The 20,561-nt window shown below is 53.1% G+C and carries 20 protein-coding genes and 1 riboswitch; all 20 genes read right to left on the bottom strand.

The genetic code is table 11. The features are described from left to right. Positions 1-51 precede the first annotated feature (51 nt). Positions 52-540 carry a Fur family transcriptional regulator gene (locus A8990_RS00600; protein ID WP_116187074.1) on the bottom strand — a complete coding sequence of 163 codons (489 nt, stop codon included), beginning with the start codon at positions 538-540 and terminating at the stop codon, positions 52-54. Between the two features lie 149 nt (positions 541-689). Next, positions 690-1,484 (bottom strand): TatD family hydrolase, encoded by a 795-nt coding sequence (locus tag A8990_RS00595; RefSeq protein ID WP_116187073.1) that lies wholly within the window; start codon positions 1,482-1,484, stop codon positions 690-692. Next, positions 1,485-2,267, bottom strand: coding sequence for an ABC transporter ATP-binding protein (locus A8990_RS00590; protein ID WP_425463870.1), 783 nt, complete (start codon positions 2,265-2,267; stop codon positions 1,485-1,487). Next, positions 2,264-3,064 carry an ABC transporter permease gene (locus A8990_RS00585; protein WP_116187072.1) on the bottom strand — a complete coding sequence of 267 codons (801 nt, stop codon included), beginning with the start codon at positions 3,062-3,064 and terminating at the stop codon, positions 2,264-2,266. Before A8990_RS00585 ends, A8990_RS00590 begins: the two co-directional genes overlap by 4 nt. Continuing rightward, positions 3,054-3,356, bottom strand: coding sequence for a thiamine-binding protein (locus A8990_RS00580; RefSeq protein ID WP_116187363.1), 303 nt, complete (start codon positions 3,354-3,356; stop codon positions 3,054-3,056). Before A8990_RS00580 ends, A8990_RS00585 begins: the two co-directional genes overlap by 11 nt. A 58-nt stretch (positions 3,357-3,414) precedes the next feature. Continuing rightward, the gene (locus tag A8990_RS00575; RefSeq protein WP_116187071.1) at positions 3,415-4,485 is read right to left on the bottom strand and encodes an ABC transporter substrate-binding protein; all 1,071 of its coding nucleotides are present in this window, start codon (positions 4,483-4,485) and stop codon (positions 3,415-3,417) included. A gap of 169 nt (positions 4,486-4,654) precedes the next feature. Beyond that, a riboswitch (TPP riboswitch) is annotated at positions 4,655-4,768 on the bottom strand. Positions 4,769-5,106: 338 nt separating this feature from the next. Beyond that, on the bottom strand, positions 5,107-6,438 hold the full coding sequence (locus A8990_RS00570) for an FtsW/RodA/SpoVE family cell cycle protein (RefSeq protein WP_116187070.1): 1,332 nt from the start codon (positions 6,436-6,438) through the stop codon (positions 5,107-5,109). Beyond that, positions 6,435-6,767, bottom strand: coding sequence for a PadR family transcriptional regulator (locus A8990_RS00565; RefSeq protein ID WP_116187069.1), 333 nt, complete (start codon positions 6,765-6,767; stop codon positions 6,435-6,437). Before A8990_RS00565 ends, A8990_RS00570 begins: the two co-directional genes overlap by 4 nt. Before the next feature lie 292 nt (positions 6,768-7,059). After that, entirely contained in the window at positions 7,060-7,788 is a 729-nt protein-coding gene (locus tag A8990_RS00560) for a DnaD domain protein (protein ID WP_116187068.1), read from the bottom strand. 24 nt (positions 7,789-7,812) lie between these two features. After that, positions 7,813-9,108 (bottom strand): asparagine--tRNA ligase, encoded by a 1,296-nt coding sequence (asnS, locus tag A8990_RS00555; RefSeq protein WP_116187067.1) that lies wholly within the window; start codon positions 9,106-9,108, stop codon positions 7,813-7,815. A 41-nt stretch (positions 9,109-9,149) separates the two neighbouring features. Continuing rightward, a complete protein-coding gene (locus A8990_RS00550; protein ID WP_116187066.1) occupies positions 9,150-10,352 on the bottom strand; it encodes an acetate kinase in 1,203 nt (400 codons plus the stop codon). Then, a complete protein-coding gene (locus tag A8990_RS00545; protein WP_281272471.1) occupies positions 10,349-11,224 on the bottom strand; it encodes a 3-hydroxyacyl-CoA dehydrogenase family protein in 876 nt (291 codons plus the stop codon). Before A8990_RS00545 ends, A8990_RS00550 begins: the two co-directional genes overlap by 4 nt. Positions 11,225-11,306: 82 nt before the next feature. After that, entirely contained in the window at positions 11,307-11,912 is a 606-nt protein-coding gene (gene pcp, locus A8990_RS00540) for a pyroglutamyl-peptidase I (protein WP_116187065.1), read from the bottom strand. A gap of 92 nt (positions 11,913-12,004) precedes the next feature. Then, positions 12,005-13,501: an AAA family ATPase gene (locus A8990_RS00535; RefSeq protein ID WP_116187064.1), complete on the bottom strand. Its 1,497-nt coding sequence runs from the start codon at positions 13,499-13,501 to the stop codon at positions 12,005-12,007. Next, positions 13,494-14,030: a hypothetical protein gene (locus A8990_RS00530; RefSeq protein ID WP_116187063.1), complete on the bottom strand. Its 537-nt coding sequence runs from the start codon at positions 14,028-14,030 to the stop codon at positions 13,494-13,496. Before A8990_RS00530 ends, A8990_RS00535 begins: the two co-directional genes overlap by 8 nt. A 159-nt stretch (positions 14,031-14,189) precedes the next feature. Next, positions 14,190-14,711, bottom strand: a complete 522-nt coding sequence (locus A8990_RS00525; protein ID WP_116187062.1) for a cell wall elongation regulator TseB-like domain-containing protein — start codon at positions 14,709-14,711, stop codon at positions 14,190-14,192. 2 nt (positions 14,712-14,713) lie between these two features. Further along, a complete protein-coding gene (locus tag A8990_RS00520; RefSeq protein ID WP_116187061.1) occupies positions 14,714-16,012 on the bottom strand; it encodes an amidohydrolase in 1,299 nt (432 codons plus the stop codon). After that, the gene (locus A8990_RS00515; RefSeq protein WP_116187060.1) at positions 15,993-16,652 is read right to left on the bottom strand and encodes a redox-sensing transcriptional repressor Rex; all 660 of its coding nucleotides are present in this window, start codon (positions 16,650-16,652) and stop codon (positions 15,993-15,995) included. Before A8990_RS00515 ends, A8990_RS00520 begins: the two co-directional genes overlap by 20 nt. Further along, complete coding sequence (dinG, locus tag A8990_RS00510) at positions 16,649-19,567, bottom strand: ATP-dependent DNA helicase DinG (protein ID WP_116187059.1); 2,919 nt, start codon at positions 19,565-19,567, stop codon at positions 16,649-16,651. Before dinG ends, A8990_RS00515 begins: the two co-directional genes overlap by 4 nt. A gap of 24 nt (positions 19,568-19,591) precedes the next feature. Beyond that, complete coding sequence (locus tag A8990_RS00505; protein ID WP_116187058.1) at positions 19,592-20,437, bottom strand: tetratricopeptide repeat protein; 846 nt, start codon at positions 20,435-20,437, stop codon at positions 19,592-19,594. Positions 20,438-20,561 lie beyond the last annotated feature (124 nt).

Genomic DNA, 20,561 nt, shown 5'->3' with positions numbered 1-20,561 from the left:
CAAAAAAGGGAGCTTCGCCAATGCGGCGAAACTCCCTCTAACATCACGCATCTATTCCTTCTGGCACGACTCGCACACACCGTACACTTCAAAGCGATGATTGATGATTTTGAACGAACCCGGCAAATCCAGCGTTTGCTCCATGGGGCAATATTCAAACGTCAACGTCTTCTCGCAATTGATGCAAATGAGGTGGTGGTGGTGATGAGACAAACAACTCGTCCGAAACTTCAAGCCGCCGTCCATAAAATAAAACTGCTCCAGCGCTCCCATCTCACTCAGCAAGCGCAAATTGCGGTACACCGTATCAAAGCTGACGCTCGGATAAACGACCGTCATCTGATCATAAACATCCTTCGGCGACAAGTAACCTTCCGTCCGCGCGAAGATTTCGGCCAGCTCACGGCGCTGATCGGTAATGCGCCAGCCGTTCGTCGTCATGACCTGGATCATCTGTTTCACAGGATCATGGTTATGGTCGCCTGCTCCCGCAGACTTCGAGTGCTCATGCGAATGAGCGTGTGCATGCTGTTCTGCCATCAGCCAATCGTCCTTCCCTTACCACGCTTACGCAAACATGTTCTTCATAACTAGTGTAGCATAATTTTGTACAGTCTTGCGCATTTTTTAAGCAAAAAGAAGACCTGAACCAGCTGCATAGCAGGCCCCTAGGTCTCCTTCAACATGATCTATATTCCGTAAAAATCGGCCGCATTCTGGCGAAGCTGCTGCTTTGCCTGTTCCTGCGGCATTCCCTTTAACTCTGCAATGGCTCCGACTACATATCGCACCATCCAAGGCCGAGTTTGCTTTCCTTCGAACGGTCCTTCGAATGGCCACGGGCCGTCCGTCTCAGTCATCATCAGCTCTACCGGATAGCTGCTGACAAGCTGCTGGATTTCCTGCTCGTAGGCGACATCAGGCGTAATGGATATATAATAGCCGTTTGCAATCATTCGCTCGATTGTCGCTGATCCACCTTTGAACCAGTGAAAATGCGCACGCTTCACATTGTACCGCTCGAGCAGCTCACACGCTTTATCCGCATCCTCGTATACCGCATGCAGCACGATGGGTCGATCGAGCTTGGCAGCGAGCTGCGCGAAGCGCTCTAGCAGCGCTAAGTAAGGCGTCTCGTCGAAATGCTCGCCCTTCTCTTGCGCTTCCGTCCGGGTATAATACGGCAGGCCGACCTCGCCGATGGCGAACTTCTCGCCTTGCCGGTGCTTCTCTTCGATCCAATCGAAGAGCGCATCCAGCTCTGAATCGGACGGCAGCGGCTGCTCCGGGTGAAACCCATACGCCGGCATAATGCGGTCCTCGAATTGCTGCGCAAGGAGGCGGTTATGCTCGCATGATTTCAGATGCATCGAAACCGCAACGACGGCATCCACCTGATCCCGCTCGAATGCTTCCTGAAGCAGCCCGCGACCGTCCTGCTCTTCATACAAATCAAGGTGGATATGTGCATCAATCCAGCTCATTTACGTGAACACCTCCGACTTCGGACGCAGCAGCTCATAGAGCTGCTGCTTCATCGCTACAAAACCAGCATCGCTCCACAGCGCTTCTGACCGCGGGCGAGGGAACGGTACATGCAGCTCGTGGATAATGGAAGCAGGAGCTGCCGAGAGAACAATAATGCGGTCGGACAGGAGCAGCGCTTCCTCGATGCTATGCGTGACGAACAGCACCGAGCGGCGGTCCGCCTCCCACAGCGATAGCAGCCATGTTTGCATATGCATCCGCGTCAGCGCATCGAGTGCGCCGAACGGTTCATCGAGGCACATCAGGCGCTGCGGCGAGAGCAGTGCGCGAAGGAACGATACGCGCTGCTGCATGCCTCCTGAGAGCACATGCGAGTATTCATTCGCTGCACCGGCAAGTCCTACAAGGCTCAGCCATTCCTCCGCTTGCGCGCGAGCCTTCGCCTTGGCGACTCCGGCAATCGTTAACGCCAGCTCGATGTTGCCGGCTACAGTCAGCCAAGGCATCAACGACGCCTGCTGCGGCATATATGCAATATGCCCTTGCTCACCAACAACGCTGCGTCCCTGCATCTTAATATCACCTGAGGTCGGCTTCTCCAGACCGCCAATGAGATGAAACAGCGTCGACTTGCCGCTGCCGGAAGGCCCGATTACCGACACGAACTCGCCGTCGTTCACCTGAAAGGAGACGTTCGCAAGCACTTGCTTCGGTTCATCCCCGCGACGTGCGCCGGGAAATGACTTATATAGCTTGCATATCTCTAGCGCATAGCTCAACTCGCTTCCTCTCCTTTCTTGCGGCGCAGGCGCGACGAGGTCGATGGAACGCGGCCACGGACGAACATCCGCTCTAGCAGCGTAATGGCACCGAACAGAATGAGGCTGAGCATCACGATAACCGCTACAGCAGCGAATACCTTCGCCGTCTCGAAGCCGCGCTGCTTCAGCAATATGTAGTAGCCAAGCCCTTTGTTCGAGCCGATCGACTCGGCGTAGATCGCACTGATGACGCTGTACGATGCGGCAATCTTGAGGCCCGAGAACAGATGCGGCACCGAGCTCGGCAGCTCCAGACGCCAGAACAGCTGAGCCCGCTTCGCGCCAATCATCCGCATATAATTCATCAGCTTCGGATCGCACTGCGTCAGTCCCGTGAGCATCGCCACGACGACAGGGAAGAACGTCACCAGCGTGATTAGAACGACACGCGGCATCATGCCGAAGCCGAACCAAATGACGAGCAGCGGACCGAGCGCCATGAGCGGTACATTTTGCGTAAGGACGAGGAGCGGGTAGAAACCCGCCTTTGCCCCTGGAATGATATGCAATAACGCCGCGAGAAGGAAGCCGAGCACAGCGCCGATACCGAAGCCAAGCAGCGTTATGCCGAGCGTCGCTTTCATATGCTGCAGCAGCGAACTCCAATCGTTAAGCCCCTGCTTCACGATTGAAGCCGGAGATGGCAGCACGTAAGCATCGATATCGAAGATCCGCACCGCAGCTTGCCATATAAGCAAGAAAAGAGCCAGTACAATGACTGGCGGAAGAAATTTGCGATTCTGTTTATTGTCCATCCGGGTACTTCTCCAACAGCACATCCATCGACGCGCCATCTGCAGGATTGTAATACACTTTAATTTGCGAAATAACGGACGGGCAGCCCATCTCGGTCATCGCTGCGTTCATCTCTTGTACAATCGACAGGAGGTGATTCAGTTCACCCTCCATCGTCGTTTCGAGCGGAGCAACCCGGTACGGAACACCGGATGCTTTTATAATTTCAATTGCGCGGTCCACATACGGAATCACGGATTCGCCGCCCGGTGTGCGCGGAATAATTTGAATGCTCAGCAATGCATTTGCCATCTTCATCAGTTCCCCTCTCCATTGATTGATCCCAATACCTCAGCTGGCGCTTCCGGCTTTACTCTGGCAAAAACTCATTCGTGAACGCCTTCTCGGCATCCAGTTGTTTATCCAGCAGCTTGTGATCGAACATCCAGCCTGCGTAGTTCTGCCACACTTCCAGCTTCTGCTCGCCCCAACGCTTCGCATCGTCTTGGTAGCGCGGGCTCAGCCATTTCTGACTCGCACGGACGAGGTCCGGGTTCAAGTCCGGCACAGCCTTGATCAGCACTTCTGCTGCATCGTCCGGATGATCAATAGCATATTGGTAACCTTCGCTTGCCGCTGCTACGAACTCTTTTACCGTATCGTTGTGCTCCGCGATCATCTTCTCGTTCGTCGCCAGCACCGGCGTATAATAATCGAGCTTTTTACTATAATCGGTCAAATAAATCATATTTATTTTGTCGCCGCGCAGCTCCGCTTCAACACCCGTCCACGCATAGTAGATCCATGCAAAATCGATGTTCTTCTTCGTAGCCGTGAAGAAATCCGCATCGCCGATGCTGACGATGTTCACTTTGCTCGCATCGCTCTTCTCTTCCTGCATGAGCGAGTCGATGACGGCATTCTCCGCAGGCGATCCCCATCCGCCATACGTTTTGCCGACGAAGTCTTTCGGCGTCTTAATGTTCTTATCCGCCGGGGATGCAAAGCCCGACGTGTTGTGCTGGATGACAGCCGCAATGGAAACGAGCGGCACGCCTTGAATGCGCGCTTGCGTCACGCCTTCCTGATAGCTGACGCCGAAGTCCGCTGCGCCTGTTGCGATCATCGTATCCGCACCCGCTTCGCCAGGTTGGATGATATCAACTTTCAGGCCATGCTTTTCGAAGAAGCCTTTGTCCCGCGCAACATACAGACCAGTATGGTTCGTGTTCGGCGTCCAGTCGAGCACGACTTTGATCTCTTTCAACTGGTCAGTTGCAGCTGTGTTGTCCGAACCGCTGTTTGCAGCTGTATTCGCACCTGATCTCTCTGTAGCCGACTTGTTCTCGGTCTTCGAGCCGCACCCCGACAGCATAAGCGCTGCCATCAGCATAACAGCAAGGGTGAGCAAAGCCATTTTGTTACGTTTCGTTCTCTCCATCTTCCTTACTCCTCTCTATCGCTAGCACAAACTTCGAAGGCAGAATGAATATGACCTAAACCAAACCAATCCATAAGAAAAAGCGCCTCCCGCTCTGGAAGACGCTCAAAATAGCTGTGTGTACCGGTTCATCCATTGCCCTGTGCAAGTAAGCACGAAGGCGAATGTGAACACATACAATCGCAATTCCTACGCTGGCATTATCCAGATCAGGTCAAAGGGTCGAGATCATTGAAGGGATCTCCTCTCAGCCGGCCTCAGTCCAGCTCCCCATGTCATATTCAGTTCGGCCCTGCATCGCTATTATAGCAGACATTCCGCAAAATGCCAGTATAAATTGCAAAGCGCTTGGAGCATTGCTCAGGTTGCTACGCCTCCATCGGGCCGCGGGGAGCTATCGCTGAGAGTGCCAATTTAGCACTCTCGGATACGATTCTTGCCTTTTTCCGAGCTGAGAGATCCGTTTCGGAGCTCTCAACCTCCTCGAACCGGCGGCGGTCGCCGGATTTTTATCTGAGAGTGACTATTTAGCACTCTCAGATAAGTTTCTTACCCTTTTCAGAGCTGAGAGATCATTTTTGGATCACTCAGCTTCCTCGACCCACCGTCGGTAGCCAGCTATCAAACCATCAAACCTGGAGACGCTGATAGATCTTTTCGACGATACACGCCTAGGACAAATCCGACAGCAGCTAACTCAATAACCGTGCTAGCGCTCCAGTTCACAATCGGCATTGTCAAGCCGACGACGGGAAGCAGACCGAGGCACATCAGGAGGTTCCAGGCAAGCTCCAGACAAATGACCGATCCTAGACTTATGAACAGCCCGCGGCTAATTCGGTCATTTATTCGTAATCCAATCCTGTACATGCGAACGATAAAGAGCAGCACGAGCAGACCAGCACACCAGCCAAACACCCAGCCGAAGCTATAGATTAAATACGAGAATACGAATTCATTTGTCTGAAAAGGCAAGCGGTCATTTGCGACATCGATGCCATGCCCCCATAACCCCGCACTTCGAATGGCTTCTAACGATCGTCCGGTTAGAAAATAGGTTTCTGAGTTCGGATGCAGGAAGCCGGTATATCGCATATAGAGAAAACTATGGACAATATGATCTGTAAAATTGAGTAACAAGAACATCAGCAGTACGCCAGTACAGCATATAGCTAGCAGTTTCCACTTCTTAGTGACGAGCAACAGCAACGCAAGGCTTATACCATAGACAATTAATGGAACAAGAGCTGGCGACTTAATGTAACAAATAAGTGGAATCACCATGTAGAGGATGACTTGCTTCACTGGCATCCACACGGCTCGACATCCGCTTACATGCGCGGCAGCTTCGTTTCCTTGCAGAAGCATGCCCGCAATCGCGATGATTAACAGGTAAGGCGACATCGAAAATACAGGAATGGAAATGTGCCCCGGCAATATAATCCACTGGTTCGCCCCATTCACATGGACCCCTTGCCAAAGCGCAACCATCAGTAAGCCGACTGTAGCGGCGTAGAGCGGTTCAGCGAAATGAAGGATTTTGCGATAATCTGCGAAATACATGCCGACCATCGCTGCAATTCCTACTCCGCCATATACCAATTTGTACTCCAGCATGCCATCAACCAGCGATACTTTCACTGCGAATAACGTCACAAGTCCGAACAGAATCATGCCAGCTACAAGTGCCATCATACCGTAATCCTTCTTCGGCTTATGCGCGCCATTGAACTGCTTGCCAAGCACATCGGCATTGCCCATCTGCAGGATCGCCGCCTGAATAACTTGATCCTCAGATTCGCCTTCAAGCGTTCCTCTCGCTTCGATGATTTCGAGCAAATGGCTTAGCAGCTCTTCTCGAATCGCATCATGCACTTCCTTCATGCGAATATGAGCGCAGACTTGATCGAGATAAGCCTGCAGCAGCGGATGCGCCTCCAGATTCGGCTTCATGCCCTCTCCTCCCCGATGACCCGATTGACCGACAAGCTGAACAAGGACCACTCCTGCTCTTTCTCCTTCAGCATCGCTTGGCCTTGCTTCGTTATCCGGTAATACTTGCGCTTGCGTCCGCCCTCCTCCGCCCAGAACGACTCCACACATTGCTCCATCTCGAGCGAATGCAGGATCGGATACAGCGTCCCCTCCTTGAAGGAGAACACGCCGTCGGACTTCCTCTCGATCTCCTTGATCATCTCGTAGCCGTACATTTCGGCTTTGCTGAGCAGCGATAAAATCAGGATGACGGTACTGCCCTTCATCAGCTCTTTGTTCACTTTCATGCCCTACACCTCGTCCGCCCGTAATACTTCGTATATCTATGCATCGGATATCTATGTATAATCATACAAGCTCACGCCCCTTTTCACAAGTCCTTCCATCCTAATTTATGAACAATGCTACTTCGCAAGTAATGAGGAAATATCGAGAGCACACATATGTGCTCTCAACTCCATCTCCTCACGTTTACGCCTCTGAGAGAACGTATATGTTCTCTCGCAGCGCTAGCCCCAAATCCCGCGCCTTATAGGGGCTGAGTGTTAGATATCCACACACAAAAAACGGCCCGGGTCATCAAGACCCGCGGCCGCCGCGAAACTTCTGCGTATGTGCTTTTGCTTCTTCCGTATTCGTCACCCGGTTCCGGCTCCACTCGAGCAGGATGCGGTCGATGTAGCGGAAATGCAGCTTCCCTGCAAATACCGCCTCTTTCAGCGCAAAGCGGATCAGCTCGTCCGGATACCGGTCCTGATCGACCCAAGCGCTGATCGTCTCGCACTCCATCGGAGATAACGGACGACCGAATTCCTGTTCGAACACGGTGAACAGGTCCGACGTCTTCGGCCACTCGGCAGCGCCAGCCTGCGTGGCTGCCGCTGCGGCCGCCGCACTCGTGCTGCGCTGCAGCTCGCGCTCTGCCTCGAACGATTGCTTCGCTTCATCCGCCAGCCATTCGGCGCAGCGGATGACGAAGCCGTTCCAGTTGTAGCGCTCGATCTGCATGCCGCTCTCCGAATCGATCTCATCATCGATCGCGAGCAGCCCTTCTTTCATAAGGCGGCTGAGCAGCTGATGCGCCGCCTTCGGCAATAAACCAAGGCGCTCCGCCAGCTGCTCCGGCGTAGGAAAGTCGACCCCTTCGAGCTGCCGGTACATCATCAGCTGTACCATCAGCATCATCTCGGTGTCGGATAGACCAACGCCGCGGTAAGCACGCAGCAGACCGGCGGGAACGACGACACCGCCGCCGTTCATCGCCGCCGCCATGCCTCTGGCGTAAGCTTTCCACATTTCGTTTTTCACCGGTCTTCAGCCTCTCCTCGCAACTTATGGATACAAACGGTACAGCATACGTGGGAACGGAATCGTCTCGCGAACGTGATCCAGACCGCAAATCCACGCTACTGTACGCTCAAGGCCAAGTCCGAAGCCGGAGTGAGGCACTGTGCCGTATTTACGCAGATCGAGGTACCATTGGTACGCCTCTGTCGACAGCTCATGCTCCGAGAAGCGCTCTGCCAGCAATTCCGGATCGTCGATACGCTGCGAGCCGCCGATAATTTCGCCGTAGCCCTCTGGCGCGATCATGTCGGCGCACAGTACAACCTCCGGACGGTTCGGGTCTGGCTTCATGTAGAACGCCTTGAACGATGCCGGATAGTGCGTGATGAATACCGGACGATCATAAGCCTCTGCGATCACTGTCTCGTGAGGCGCACCGAAGTCTTCGCCCCACTGGATTTCTTGGCCTTGCTCTTGCAGGAATTTGATCGCGTCATCATACGTGATGCGCGGGAATGGCGCCTGAATGTTCTCCAGCTTGCTGATGTCGCGGCCGATGGCTTCAAGCTCCTTGCGGCAATTCTTCACAACGTTCTGCACCACGAAGGAGACGAAGCGCTCTTGCACGCGCAGGTTCTCTTCATGATCGACGAACGCCATCTCCGGCTCGATCATCCAGAACTCGATCAAGTGGCGGCGCGTCTTCGACTTCTCCGCACGGAAAGTCGGACCGAACGAGTATACTTTGCCAAGCGCCATGGCTGCAGCTTCCATGTACAGCTGGCCGCTTTGCGTCAAATACGCATCCTCGTCAAAATATTTCGTATGGAACAGGTTCGTCGTACCTTCGCATGAAGAAGGCGTCAAAATCGGCGGGTCAACGAGCGTGAAGCCGTTGTTGTCGAAGAACTGCTGTATCGAGCGGATAATTTCCGCACGAATAACTAGAACTGCGCGCTGCTTCGGCGAACGGAGCCACAGATGACGGCGGTCCATCAAGTAGTCGATGCCGTGCTCCTTCGGCGTGATTGGGTAATCTTGCGTCACTTGGATGATCTCGATGTCTTCAACCGTAAGCTCGTAGCCGGACTGGCTGCGCGGCTCTTCGCGCACGATGCCCTTCACATACAGCGAGCTCTCTTGCGTCAATTCCTTCGCAGCTGACCAAATTTCATCCGATACTTCGCTCTTCACGACAACGCCTTGCACATAACCTGTGCCGTCGCGCAGCTGGAGGAATTGGATTTTTCCGCTGGAACGTTTGTTGTTCAACCAGCATCCAATCCATACGGATTGACCAGCGTTGTCCTTCAGCTGGCTAATTGTTGTTAATGTTTTCATATTCGATTCCGCCTTTACTTATTTTCCTGATCATTCTAGGTTTATGATGATTTCACGATTTCAAACGTATCTCTTGCAATAAGCAGCTCTTCATTCGTCGGAACGACGAGCACGCTCGTACGGGAGCCGTCCTTCGTGATGTAGCGCGCTTCCTTGGACTTCTCCATGTTCCGCTCTTCGTCGAACTCGATGCCAAGGAATGTCAGCTTCTCGCACACAGCTTTGCGCACCGGCCACGAATTCTCACCCACGCCAGCTGTGAAAATAATCGCGTCAATGCCGTCCATCGCCGCCGCGTAAGCGCCGATGTACTTGCGCAGCCGATACGTGTACATATCGAACGCCAGCTTCGCATGGCTGTCGCCCTCGCTCATCGCCTGGACGATCTCACGCATATCGCTGCTAATGCCGCTTATCGCGAGAAGGCCGCTGTGCTTATTCAGCATCGAGTTCACTTCGTTCAGCGTCAGCTCTTCCTTATTCATCGTGAACGGAACAATCGCCGGATCGAGGTCGCCGCTGCGCGTGCCCATCATGAGCCCTTCGAGCGGCGTCAAGCCCATGCTCGTATCGAGCGTCTTGCCTTCCATAATCGCCGCGCAGCTTGCGCCGTTCCCGATATGGCAGGTAACGAGCTTCAGCTCCTCAAGCGGTCTGCCGAGCACTTTGGCCGCCTGCTTGCTGACGTAATCATGCGATGTGCCATGGAAGCCATAACGTCTTATCTTATGACGACGATACAGCACCATCGGAATCGGATACAGGAACGACTCCTTCGGCATCGACTGATGGAATGCCGTATCGAAGACGACGACTTGCGGCACGCCCGGCAAGTTCAGCTCGACAGCTGTAATCCCCATCATCGCCGGCGGGTTATGAAGCGGTGCAAGATCGAACAGACGTCTGATCTCCTGCTTCACCTCCCCAGTCACAAGCGTCGATTGCTTGAAGCTCTCACCGCCATGCACGACTCGGTGGCCGACCGCATTAATCTCAGAGATCGATGACATCACGCCATGCTCGCGGTGTGTCAGCATATCAATGACTTTGCGCACCGCTTCATTGTGATCGAGAATTTCGCTCACGCGGTTCACTTCGATGCCCCCAGTCGGCTCATGCGTCAGAATCGAATCTTCCATTCCGATACGCTCAACCCGGCCAACGGCCAGCACGGCTTCGCTCTCGATATTGTAGAGCTGATATTTTAACGAGGAACTCCCCGCATTCATAACGAGTATGATCATACACGGACTCCGTCCTTATCGTAATTAAAGAAACCTGCGCCGCTCTTCGCGCCAAGCTGCCCGGCACGAACCATCTTCTTCAAAATAAACGATGGCCGGTACTTCAGCTCGCCATATTCGCGGAACATCCGTTCCAGTGCAGCTAACACCGAATCCAGTCCGAAGCGGTCCGCCATCTCGAACGGGCCATGCTGGAACGAATAGCCGATCCGCATTGCGCTATCGATATCGTTAACGGAGGCAACACCTTCCTCAAGGACATGCATCGCTTCGTTGATGAATAAACAAATAAGCCGCGTCGTTACAAAACCGGGCGATTCGAATACCATGACGCCATTCTTATGTATAATGTTCTCGACAAAATGCTTCGTTCGATTGAACGTCTCATCTGACGTTTTCAAGCCGCGCACGATCTCGACCAGGTCCGTCTTGCTCACAGGGTAGACGAAGTGCATGCCGATTACCCGCTCTGGATGAGCGGTTACGCTTGCGAGCTCCGTTAAGCTCAGTGTTGACGTATTGCTGGCCAAAATAACATCCGGCGCGCAAATTTGGTCCAGCTGCGTGAAGATGTCCCGCTTGCGGTCCAAATCTTCGGTGATGGTCTCGATGACGAGCTCGCAATCCGCAAGTTCACTCAGCTCTGCAGCCTTGTTCAGCCGATTCATAACCAGCTTCTTCTCTGCGGAAGTGAGCGCCCACCGCTCCATCTGCTTGTCCAAGCTCTGCTCGATCATGCCGAGCGATTGGTTAAGCTTTTCTTCGTCCTGTTCTACCATGTAGACTTCAAGACCATTGAAGGCCAGCATTTCGCAAATGCCCTGACCCATCGTTCCGGCGCCTACGACGCCTGCTTTCCGTACTGCTGTCAACTTCCCACCTCCATAGTTCTGTAGTTATTATACCGTTTTTGGACAAAAATAAGAAGGACTCCGCCTGAGTCCCTCCGTGAGTTCATACACTTGACTTAATTGCAATTTCAATCGCTTTTGCCATGACATCCAGGCTCATGCTCGGAACGCCAGGGCGTTCGGCGACTTGGGCAGGAAGATACGGAATGTGAATGAAGCCGCCCTTCATCTCGTGAGACGATGAGGCAATCATGTGCTGAAGATTGTAGAACAGATGATTGCATACGAACGTGCCCGCGCTGTACGAGACGGACGCCGGGATACCTTCCTCGCGCATTGCTGCTGCAACAGCCTTAACTGGCAATGTAGACCAATAAGCAGCCGGTCCATCGAAAGTGATTGGCTTATCGGTCGGCTGATTTCCTTCATTATCCGGAATCCGGGCATCGTCCAGATTAACAGCTACGCGTTCGAGTGCTATATCGCTGCGGCCTCCTGCTTGACCGACGCAGATGATCACATCGGGCTTAAACTCCAGAACCGCTTGCTGGAGCAATTGAAATGACTTACCGAAGACCGTCGGGAGCTCAATGGCCTCCACTTCAATTCCGTCCAACTTCCTTTGGTGAAGCTGGCTGACCGCCTCCCAGGAAGGGTTGACGGCTTCCCCGCCGAATGGATCAAAACCGGTAAGCAGCACTTTCTTCATCGAGCCATCCCTCCAATGATTGGATAATATCCATCATAACAGGTTCAACTAAAAAAACGGAGTCCGGGTTAGTCCCGAACTCCGTCATAGATTTATGCCGCATCAGCGAGCAGCTTGCGGAAGCGATCGCCGCTTAGTGTTTCCTCGCTTGTCAGCACGTCGAGCGACGATGTAAATACGTCACGATGTCCTTCAAGCATCGACTTAATACGGATCATGAGCTCGTCCAGAATGGTGCGCGTAATCGTCGCCCATTTGTCCGGCGTCATCATCGATTGATCGATAATGCCAAGCTCTGTAAGGCCGCACTCGACCATCGAACGAACGATGTTCATCGCTTGGTCGAAGTCGCCGCGCGAGCCTGTGCTGCGGTCGCCGTAGAACATTTCTTCCGCTGCCGCGCCGCCAAGCGCGATCATGATTTGACCTTCCAGGAACTCTTTCGTATACAGATACTTATCCTGCTGCGGATTGTGACGAACATAACCGAGCGCTTGGCCACGCGGCAGCAACGCTACCTGCGATACGCTGCCTGGACGTACAAGCTCAGCTGCAATCGCATGACCAAGCTCATGCAGCGCGACGCGTTCCCGCTCTTCCTTCGTCGCTTCACGGTCCGTCCGCTCGCCCATCATGACTTTATCGATCGCCATCGACAGATGTCGCTGGCTAATCAACTCTCCGTCTTCACGCATCGCGTAGATGGCTGCCTCGTTCATCACGCTCTCGAGCTGCGCGCCGGAGAAGCCGAACGATTCTTCCGCGATCTTCTCCAGATTCACTTCTTCCAGATCAAGCGGCTTATTCTTCGCATGAATGTTCAAAATATGCGTGCGGCCTTTCTTATCCGGCAGGTCAACCCCAATGTGACGGTCAAAACGGCCTGGACGAAGCAGCGCGCTATCGAGCATTTCTTTACGGTTCGTTGCACCGATCAACAGAATACGCGGCGAGTCCGACGTATGAATACCGTCAAGCTCAGTGAGCAGCTGGTTCAGCGTCTGATCATACTCGCGCTGCTGACCGCCGTCACGCTTACCGCCGATAACGTCGATCTCATCGATGAAGATAACTGCACTGCTTTTGCCTTGCTTCGCTGCTTTTTGACGCGCTTCTTTGAACAAATCACGGATCCGGCTTGCGCCGACACCGACATACATCTCTACGAACTCCGAGCCGGATGCGCCAAGGTAGATCGAATCCGTATACGAGGCCGCCGCCTTCGCAAGCAGCGTTTTACCTGTTCCCGGAGGACCTGTAAGCAAAATCCCTTTCAACGGACGGATACCGAACTTCGAAATCTGATCCACTTTCACAAGAAAATCAAGCGCTTCGACGAGCTCCTGCTTCGCCCGCTCCTGCCCGCCGATCTGATCGAACGACATCGGCTTCGCCGGACGCGACTTCGTCTTACGCTCCCCGCCTACAGTCGCCAAGTGACCACGGGATCTTGCCATATAAAGCAATCCGCCGACAATCGCGCCGAGCAGCACGAGCGGAATGGTATTCACACCAACGAAAAACTGCAAAAATAAGAGAAAGATCGGCACGAAGCCGATCACCATTTCTTTGCCGTACTGTTTAAACATTAGGCCACGCTCCCATCTGGTTTGGAGTGCGAGGTAGAACCATATACTTCACAGATGTTTCGTCCTTCAGCGTAATATACACATTAACATCGTCCATCTCCGAAGTTGCCGTAACACCAGGGTGCTTCGCTTGCACTTGCTTTATCGCCTCTGGAATCGAGGCATACTCACGATGATCCATCGCTTGCGCGATATCGAACAACATCGACGACCATACGTCCTCAAGCTGCTTGGACGGTTTCGTATCGCCGAAATCAAGCTTCAGCTCGCGGTCTCCTATAATATCGTTTCCTTCAGTCGCAATATGGTCATATACATCGCGGATATTGGCATCACGGTCAAGCTTCATATCTATCGTAACGGCGTTCCGGTTAATGACAGGTGTCGATTCAACTACGCCAGGCGTACCTGCTACAATTCGTTCAAGCGGCTTTACAGCTGCCACGCTGTGATAAGTAAACCAGCCGCCGACTAACACTCCAGCTGAAATAACAGCTGTCAGGACTGCAGGCATCATACGGAATTTCATGGCAAAAAGCCCCCTTCGTCAATACTGATTGCTAGCACTTTCGTCAATCAACTGCTGCTAAACGAAAGTATATCACAACCTATACATCGAGGGGGCGTGTAATAAAAGGGAACTATGGCTTATCGTGCTGACAATGCTGATTACTTACATTGACCGCCATTAACGCGTCGGCAATCTGTACGAATCGAAGAAGGTGCCGTCTCTGAATCGGTAAAAATCATAGAAATGCGTCGCAACGCCGGATTGATTGCGTTCGTAGAAAACTTCCCAGACCGGCTCGGCGCGCAGCAGCCCAAGCTTGATATGCGAAATGGCTGCATCCGGCTTGGTCTGCAGGAAGCTTTCTTTGACCTCGGCTTTCGTCTTGCCTTGATCCGCGCGAAGTGTAATCGATCCGTCCTTCAGTAACCAGACGTATGTAACATCGTTGTTGTGATCTTTGCCTTTGACCACCCACACCGGCTCATCCCACACGTAATGATAAGAGTTGTCCACGCTGCTCAAACTGCCAAGCTGCATCGCTTGGTCTTCCGCATTCCGTTCCTCTTCCCATACAGGCGATTGAACAGACCGATAATAAACGTTAAGCGAAGTAAGAATCAGGATAACGAGAAGCGACGCGAGCAGCACCCAGCGCCACGGCGTCATGAATGACGGGCGTTTCGAACGATTGGCGCGCATTATCAGGATAACAGCCTTTCGAAGCAGCGCTGCGCCTCGGCACGGATTTGCGCTTCATCGAGGAATACGCATTGTCCATCCTTCACAACTTGCTCGCCATCTACCCACACATGCACGACGTCGCGGCCGGAGCCGGAATATACGAGATGCGAGACGATTTCCGTCTGCGGGTAGAAGTGCGGCTGCTCAACATTAATTGCGATGAAGTCGGCTTTCATGCCTTCCTTCAACATGCCGATTTGCTCTTCTTGCCAGATGGCACGAGCGCCGTATACCGTACCAAGCTTGAGGGCTTCCCATGCAGGAACAGCCGTCGGGTCGCCGGAGATGCCTTTATGGATCAATGCTGCCAGACGAATCTCATCGAACAGATCGAGATTGTTGTTGCTTGCAGCGCTGTCTGTACCAAGCGATACGGTAACGCCTGCTTTCAGCATATCAGGGACGCGTGCGATACCGCTCGCCAGCTTCAGATTGCTTGCAGGGTTATGCGATACGCTTACGCCGCGATCTGCGAGCAATGCGATCTCTTCATCCGTCAGATGCACAGCATGTGCCACGAGCGACGGACCGGAGAAGAATCCAAGCTTGTCCAGATGCTCGACAGGACGGCAGCCGTAATCATTCACGTTCTGCTGCACTTCAGCAGCCGATTCGGACATATGCGTATGAAGCGGCACGTTCAGCTCATGAGCAGCATCTACGATGCGCTTGATGTAATCCGGCGGGCACGTGTACGGTGCGTGCGGAGACAGCATTGTCCGGATCCGTCCATTGGCACGTCCGTTCCAATCCTGCACGAATTGCTTCGCTTCGTTCAGCTTTGCTTCCTGTACGTCCGGCGGGCAGAGGCCGATAACGCCGCGGGTCAGCAGACCACGCATACCGGATTGCTCAACAACATCGGCAACGATGTGCATACGGTCATACATGTCGACGAACGTCGTTGTACCGGATTTTAGCATCTCTGTTACTGCAAGCGCAGTGCCCCAGCGGCAGTCTTCGTCCGTATATTTGCCTTCCATTGGCCACATCTTCTGCTCCAGCCACACTTGCAGCGCTTCGTCGTCGGAATAGCCGCGAAGGAGTGACATTGCTGCATGACCGTGCGTATTGATAAGGCCTGGCATAAACACAAGACCTTTACCATCCAGTCGTTCTGCGCCTTCTGGTTTCGGATCAGGCGTTTGCTCGCTTAAATATAGAATGGTATCGCCTTCGATTACCATATGGCCTTTCAGCACAGGACGCTGCTCGTCCATCGTGACGAACGTGCCGTTCTCAATCCACAACCGTTTCATCGTTTTCCTTGTCCCCTTCTTCGTCCAGATAATACGCCAGGCTCATAAGCTCCGTCGTGAAATTCGCATAATGGATGCGCACATGCTCCGGTACGCGCAGTATGGTAGGCGCGAAGTTCAATATCCCATCCACACCAGCTTCGGAGAACTTATCAGCGACATTCTGCGCTTCGGTTGCCGGCACCGTGATAATACCGATTCGGATATTCCGCTCCGCTATCGTTTCCTTCAGCTTCTCCATCGGAAGCACGGTGAGCCCGTTTATCGACGCGCCAACCATTGAAGGATGGACATCGAACACGGCCGTAATCTTCATATTATCCTTCAAATACGTATTATAATTGCACAGCGCCCTGCCGAGGTTGCCGGCGCCGACCAGGCCAACATTCAGCGGCTGGTCGAGCTTCAGAATTTGACGGATTTTCTCGATGAGATACGTCACATCATAGCCGATTCCTTTGCGGCCGAAGTCGCCGAAGTAAGCCAGATCCTTGCGAATTTGAGCTGGGTTCAGGTCGAGCCTGTTGCCAAGCTCCTGCGACGAAACCGTCTGCACATCGCGCATGTTGAGGTCGTTCAGCACTTGCAAGTAAACGGGAAGTCGGCGAACAACCGCTTCGGATATTTTCATCGGCTTCATGACGTCACCTCCTCCATCCCTTCTTCACCCTTCGAGAGCCATTCCCGGATTCTCGGAACGATCTGATCCTGATGCATCGTCTCGATCTTCGGTCCTGGCAGCGAGTATAAGAAGTATTTGCCGTAATACGTATCGATTACACGAGTATCGTAAATAAGTACGATTCCACGGTCGTTCCCTGTCCGGACAAGGCGGCCGAAGCCTTGCTTGAACCGAATGACGGCTTGCGGAATGGACAGCTTCATGAACGGATTCTGATTCTGCTCCTGCAGCATCTCCGACTTCGCTTCAACGAGCGGATGATTCGGCGGCTGGAACGGCAGCCTTACAATTGCAAGCGTCGTAAGCGCATCGCCTGGAATATCGACGCCTTCCCAGAAGCTGCTTGTCCCTAACAGTACGGAAGCATCCTGCTGCGTGAACCTTCTCGTCAGCTTACTGCGGTTGCTGCTGTCGATTCCTTGACCAAGCACTTGAATGCCGTTCACGGTCAAAGCTTCTTTCAGCGGTTCATACACCTGCTTCAGCATCCGGTAGGAAGTGAACAACACGAGCATTCGCCCGTTCGTCTCGATCGCAGTCTCTGTTAAAGATTTCACAAGCATCTCGTTAAAAAGAGGATCGCCCGAAGCGCCCTTCAGTACCGGGAAGTTGCGCGGGATAATGACAAGCGCCTGTTCCCTATAGTTGAACGGGGATGGCAGCTGGACGGTCTTCAATCTTCCATCGCGCTCATCCGCACTCAATCCTAGCTGTTCGCATGCATACTGGAACGACTTCTGCACGGACAATGTCGCCGACGTCATAACAACGCTTTTCTTCACGTCGAAGAAATAAGTCCGGAGCTGGTTGCTCACATCCGCCGGAACCGAGTACAGCTGAACCGACTTCGCTCGCGAGTTGCTGTTCGCTTCGAGCCAATAAACCGTATCGGATTTGTCCGCTTTCATAAATTGACGCAGATCGTCTCTCGCTCTTCCCAAATCCTTAATTGTTCCGCTTAAGTCGGTCACAAGCGCCGTGATACCCGGATCATCGAGTTCATCCTTAATTGCCGTGAACACCTTCTCGAGCGGTCGCACAATTCGGCTCAAATAACCATTGATGGCTTCTTCAACGAGCTGAGCGTCCGACCAAGCCGCAGGTAGCTTCCCGCCACGCAGACGCAGCACATATTGGCCGCTCTCGCTGCCTCCGCTGTCAAGCGCAGCGCTCCTCGCGCCGCCTGCCCCGAAGCCGCCTCCGCCAGGAACCATCATCGAGTAGAGCATGTCGAACAATCGATCCCATTCATCTCGCAAATCGCCGAAGACCGGCACGACTTCATCGATCTCCTCGCGCCACTTCTGCGTCTGCTCGATATTCTCGTTAGCCAATCTGCTCTTCAATTGGATCAGTTGGCCGTTACGGGCATCCTTGGACAGCCGCATTACGGGATGCTGCACGGAATAGTAGGACACTTGCGTGCCCAGATGCTTGCCGGCCACCTCTTCAAGGTGATGTGCTTCGTCGAGAATAAGATGCTCATAGCCTGGGAGCAAACGATGATCTGCCCGAATATCGGTGAACAGCATTGAATGATTCGTAATGACAACATCAGCCATGTTAGCTTCTTGCTTCGCGCGATGGTAATAACAACGCTTAAACCATGGACAGCTGCGGTTCAAGCATGAATCTGCGTCGCTCGCTACCGTACCCCAGAAATCGGAGCCGCGGTTACCGAAATTCAGCTCTTCTTGATCCCCATGCTGTGACTCGCTGAGCCAGACAACCATCTGTGATGCTGTAATTCGATCCTCAGCCGGAGACACGAAGTCGCGCATATTAACTTTGCCTTCAAATTTGCGCAGGCATAAATAATTGCCGCGTCCTTTGAAGACGGCGGCCCTGAACGGATATGGCATGACGGCCGCAAGAAGCGGAAGATCCCTTGCCCGAAGCTGTTCCTGCAAGTTAATCGTATGCGTGCTGACGACTATCTTCTTGTTATGCTGGACACCATAGTAAAGTGCTGGAATTAAATACCCTAACGATTTGCCGGTGCCGGTACCTGCCTCAATGAGCAGATGGCGTTCTTCATCCAGCGCGTCGATGACTTCCTGGAACATCATATTTTGCGGCTCGCGTTCTTCATAACCCGGAATAATGGCGGATATTTCAGCTTTAATATGGGCTAGAAATTGCGGGAAGGTCCAATCGGCAACCGATTGATTATCTTCGTCACTGCGAGGATGCTCTTCGTCCGTCCAGTCTCCTGCTTTCATGGCGAACTGACGGAAGTAGTGGTATGCATCGAGATCGATGGAGGTAATGGATTCCTTGCGCTGTGCCACGGATCCGATAAACCAGCCAAGATCGTCGATTTCATCGCCGAGCAAGCTGGCCAGCCGCTGCAAGGTGAGCAGCGGCAAGCCTTCAAGCTTGCGATAGCATTCCGCGAACAGCTCTGCCGTAGCTAGCGCATCGCTGTCCGCGCGGTGATGCTGGTCATGCTCGATGCCGAACAGTTCTGTTACGGCGCCAAGCTGATAGGTCGTTAAGGTCGGATAAAGTATGCGAAGCAGATCGATCGTATCAAGCCGTCTGCCGTCAAAAGGCATATAGCCTGAGCGATCCAGCGCTGCATTCAGAAAACCAGCATCGAAGCTGACGTTGTGTGCAACGAGAACCGCGTCGTCTAGGAGCGGAATCAACTCCAATAGGACTTCCTCAAGCTCCGGCGCATCCTTCACCATCGCTTCATCAATGCCAGTTAACTGGGTTATAAACGGCGGTATCGGAATCGTAGGCTTCACAAATGTGCTATACGTTCGAATGACCGACATTTGTTCATCCAGCAGCACTAGACCAACCTGTATCATTTCATCGCTGGCGCCATGGCCAGTCGTTTCCAAATCCAGTACGGCATAATTCATCCGGATAACTTTCCTCTCATCAATCTATAGCTGGCCGCTCCCGAAATATAAGGATAGATGCCCGCTGTGCTGCTCGCATGATTTCATATTGGACAGCGGATCCGTAAAGTCCGGATCTGCCTCATGCGCTTTCTCGAAATATCTGGTCGCCTGCTCCAAATTCATGCGAACGGCTTGGATACAGCCTAATGCGTTCAAACCGAGCGCTTTCCACTTCGGATGCTCCGTTACTTCAACGAGCAGCTGGAAGTGGCGCTGCGCTTCATGCCATTCCTGCAGATGCATATAGGTCATGCCAAGAAACAGCCTTGCACGGTTGTCATCTGGCGCTATCCTGACCGCTTCTGCGAAGTGGTTAGATGCTTCACGGAACATGAACAATTTGAAATAACCTTGCCCCTTCGACATCGCCTGGCATAAATCTATAGCGGCTTCGTCAAATCCAGCTTCGCTGCCTGACACCGAAGATGCGAGTGGCGGCGCTGGACTTACATGTGCTTGCTTCATGCTGGATGCCTGTCGTCTCATCGTTCCAGCAGGAGGCTGGGAAATGATCTTCGGGTAGCCCGGCATCGGCGGCGGAATGGCCGCGTCTTTCTTCACTCCATGAAGGGGAGATTGTCCCTGCGACTGTGCTGGTGCTTGTGATTGACTTTGAGCTTGCTGAGACTGAACAACCTGCTGCATGTCACGGAAATCAGCCATTTTCTCTTCAAACTGGAGCCATTGCTCAATGAAATTGTCGCTGAACTGCTTAAGTGTCGCAAGCTGTTCATCCATCTGCTTGCGCTGCGTGTCATTTGCATTAGGATAATGAATGATAATGTCCTGCAGCAGTTCCTGCATTGTAGCAAATACGTGCTTAAACATCGTACGCACCCGCCTTCACGCCGTAATGGTGATCATAAAAGTGTGGATGTTTATGCTCATTCTTTGCCCCGGCGCGACTTTTCATACTCGTGTCCAACCGTTTCACAACACTGGCATGAAGGCT

It is taken from the genome of Paenibacillus taihuensis, from assembly GCF_003386535.1.
Classification (GTDB): domain Bacteria; phylum Bacillota; class Bacilli; order Paenibacillales; family Paenibacillaceae; genus Paenibacillus_Z; species Paenibacillus_Z taihuensis.
This window is presented reverse-complemented; position numbering and strand designations above follow the sequence as displayed.

Excerpts from the sequence above, each read along its gene's own strand:
- A8990_RS00580 (WP_116187363.1), bottom strand. The coding sequence starts at position 3,356 with ATGGCAAATGCATTGCTGAGCATTCAAATTATTCCGCGCACACCGGGC.
- A8990_RS00535 (WP_116187064.1), bottom strand. The coding sequence starts at position 13,501 with ATGTTTAAACAGTACGGCAAAGAAATGGTGATCGGCTTCGTGCCGATC.
- A8990_RS00505 (WP_116187058.1), bottom strand. The coding sequence starts at position 20,437 with ATGTTTAAGCACGTATTTGCTACAATGCAGGAACTGCTGCAGGACATT.
- A8990_RS00530 (WP_116187063.1), bottom strand. The coding sequence starts at position 14,030 with ATGAAATTCCGTATGATGCCTGCAGTCCTGACAGCTGTTATTTCAGCT.
- A8990_RS00575 (WP_116187071.1), bottom strand. The coding sequence starts at position 4,485 with ATGGAGAGAACGAAACGTAACAAAATGGCTTTGCTCACCCTTGCTGTT.
- A8990_RS00570 (WP_116187070.1), bottom strand. The coding sequence starts at position 6,438 with ATGAAGCCGAATCTGGAGGCGCATCCGCTGCTGCAGGCTTATCTCGAT.
- A8990_RS00585 (WP_116187072.1), bottom strand. The coding sequence starts at position 3,064 with ATGGACAATAAACAGAATCGCAAATTTCTTCCGCCAGTCATTGTACTG.
- A8990_RS00520 (WP_116187061.1), bottom strand. The coding sequence starts at position 16,012 with ATGAAACGGTTGTGGATTGAGAACGGCACGTTCGTCACGATGGACGAG.
- A8990_RS00565 (WP_116187069.1), bottom strand. The coding sequence starts at position 6,767 with ATGAAAGTGAACAAAGAGCTGATGAAGGGCAGTACCGTCATCCTGATT.
- A8990_RS00600 (WP_116187074.1), bottom strand. The coding sequence starts at position 540 with ATGGCAGAACAGCATGCACACGCTCATTCGCATGAGCACTCGAAGTCT.
- A8990_RS00525 (WP_116187062.1), bottom strand. The coding sequence starts at position 14,711 with ATGCGCGCCAATCGTTCGAAACGCCCGTCATTCATGACGCCGTGGCGC.
- pcp (WP_116187065.1), bottom strand. The coding sequence starts at position 11,912 with ATGAAGAAAGTGCTGCTTACCGGTTTTGATCCATTCGGCGGGGAAGCC.
- dinG (WP_116187059.1), bottom strand. The coding sequence starts at position 19,567 with ATGAATTATGCCGTACTGGATTTGGAAACGACTGGCCATGGCGCCAGC.
- A8990_RS00515 (WP_116187060.1), bottom strand. The coding sequence starts at position 16,652 with ATGAAGCCGATGAAAATATCCGAAGCGGTTGTTCGCCGACTTCCCGTT.
- A8990_RS00595 (WP_116187073.1), bottom strand. The coding sequence starts at position 1,484 with ATGAGCTGGATTGATGCACATATCCACCTTGATTTGTATGAAGAGCAG.
- A8990_RS00550 (WP_116187066.1), bottom strand. The coding sequence starts at position 10,352 with ATGATCATACTCGTTATGAATGCGGGGAGTTCCTCGTTAAAATATCAG.
- asnS (WP_116187067.1), bottom strand. The coding sequence starts at position 9,108 with ATGAAAACATTAACAACAATTAGCCAGCTGAAGGACAACGCTGGTCAA.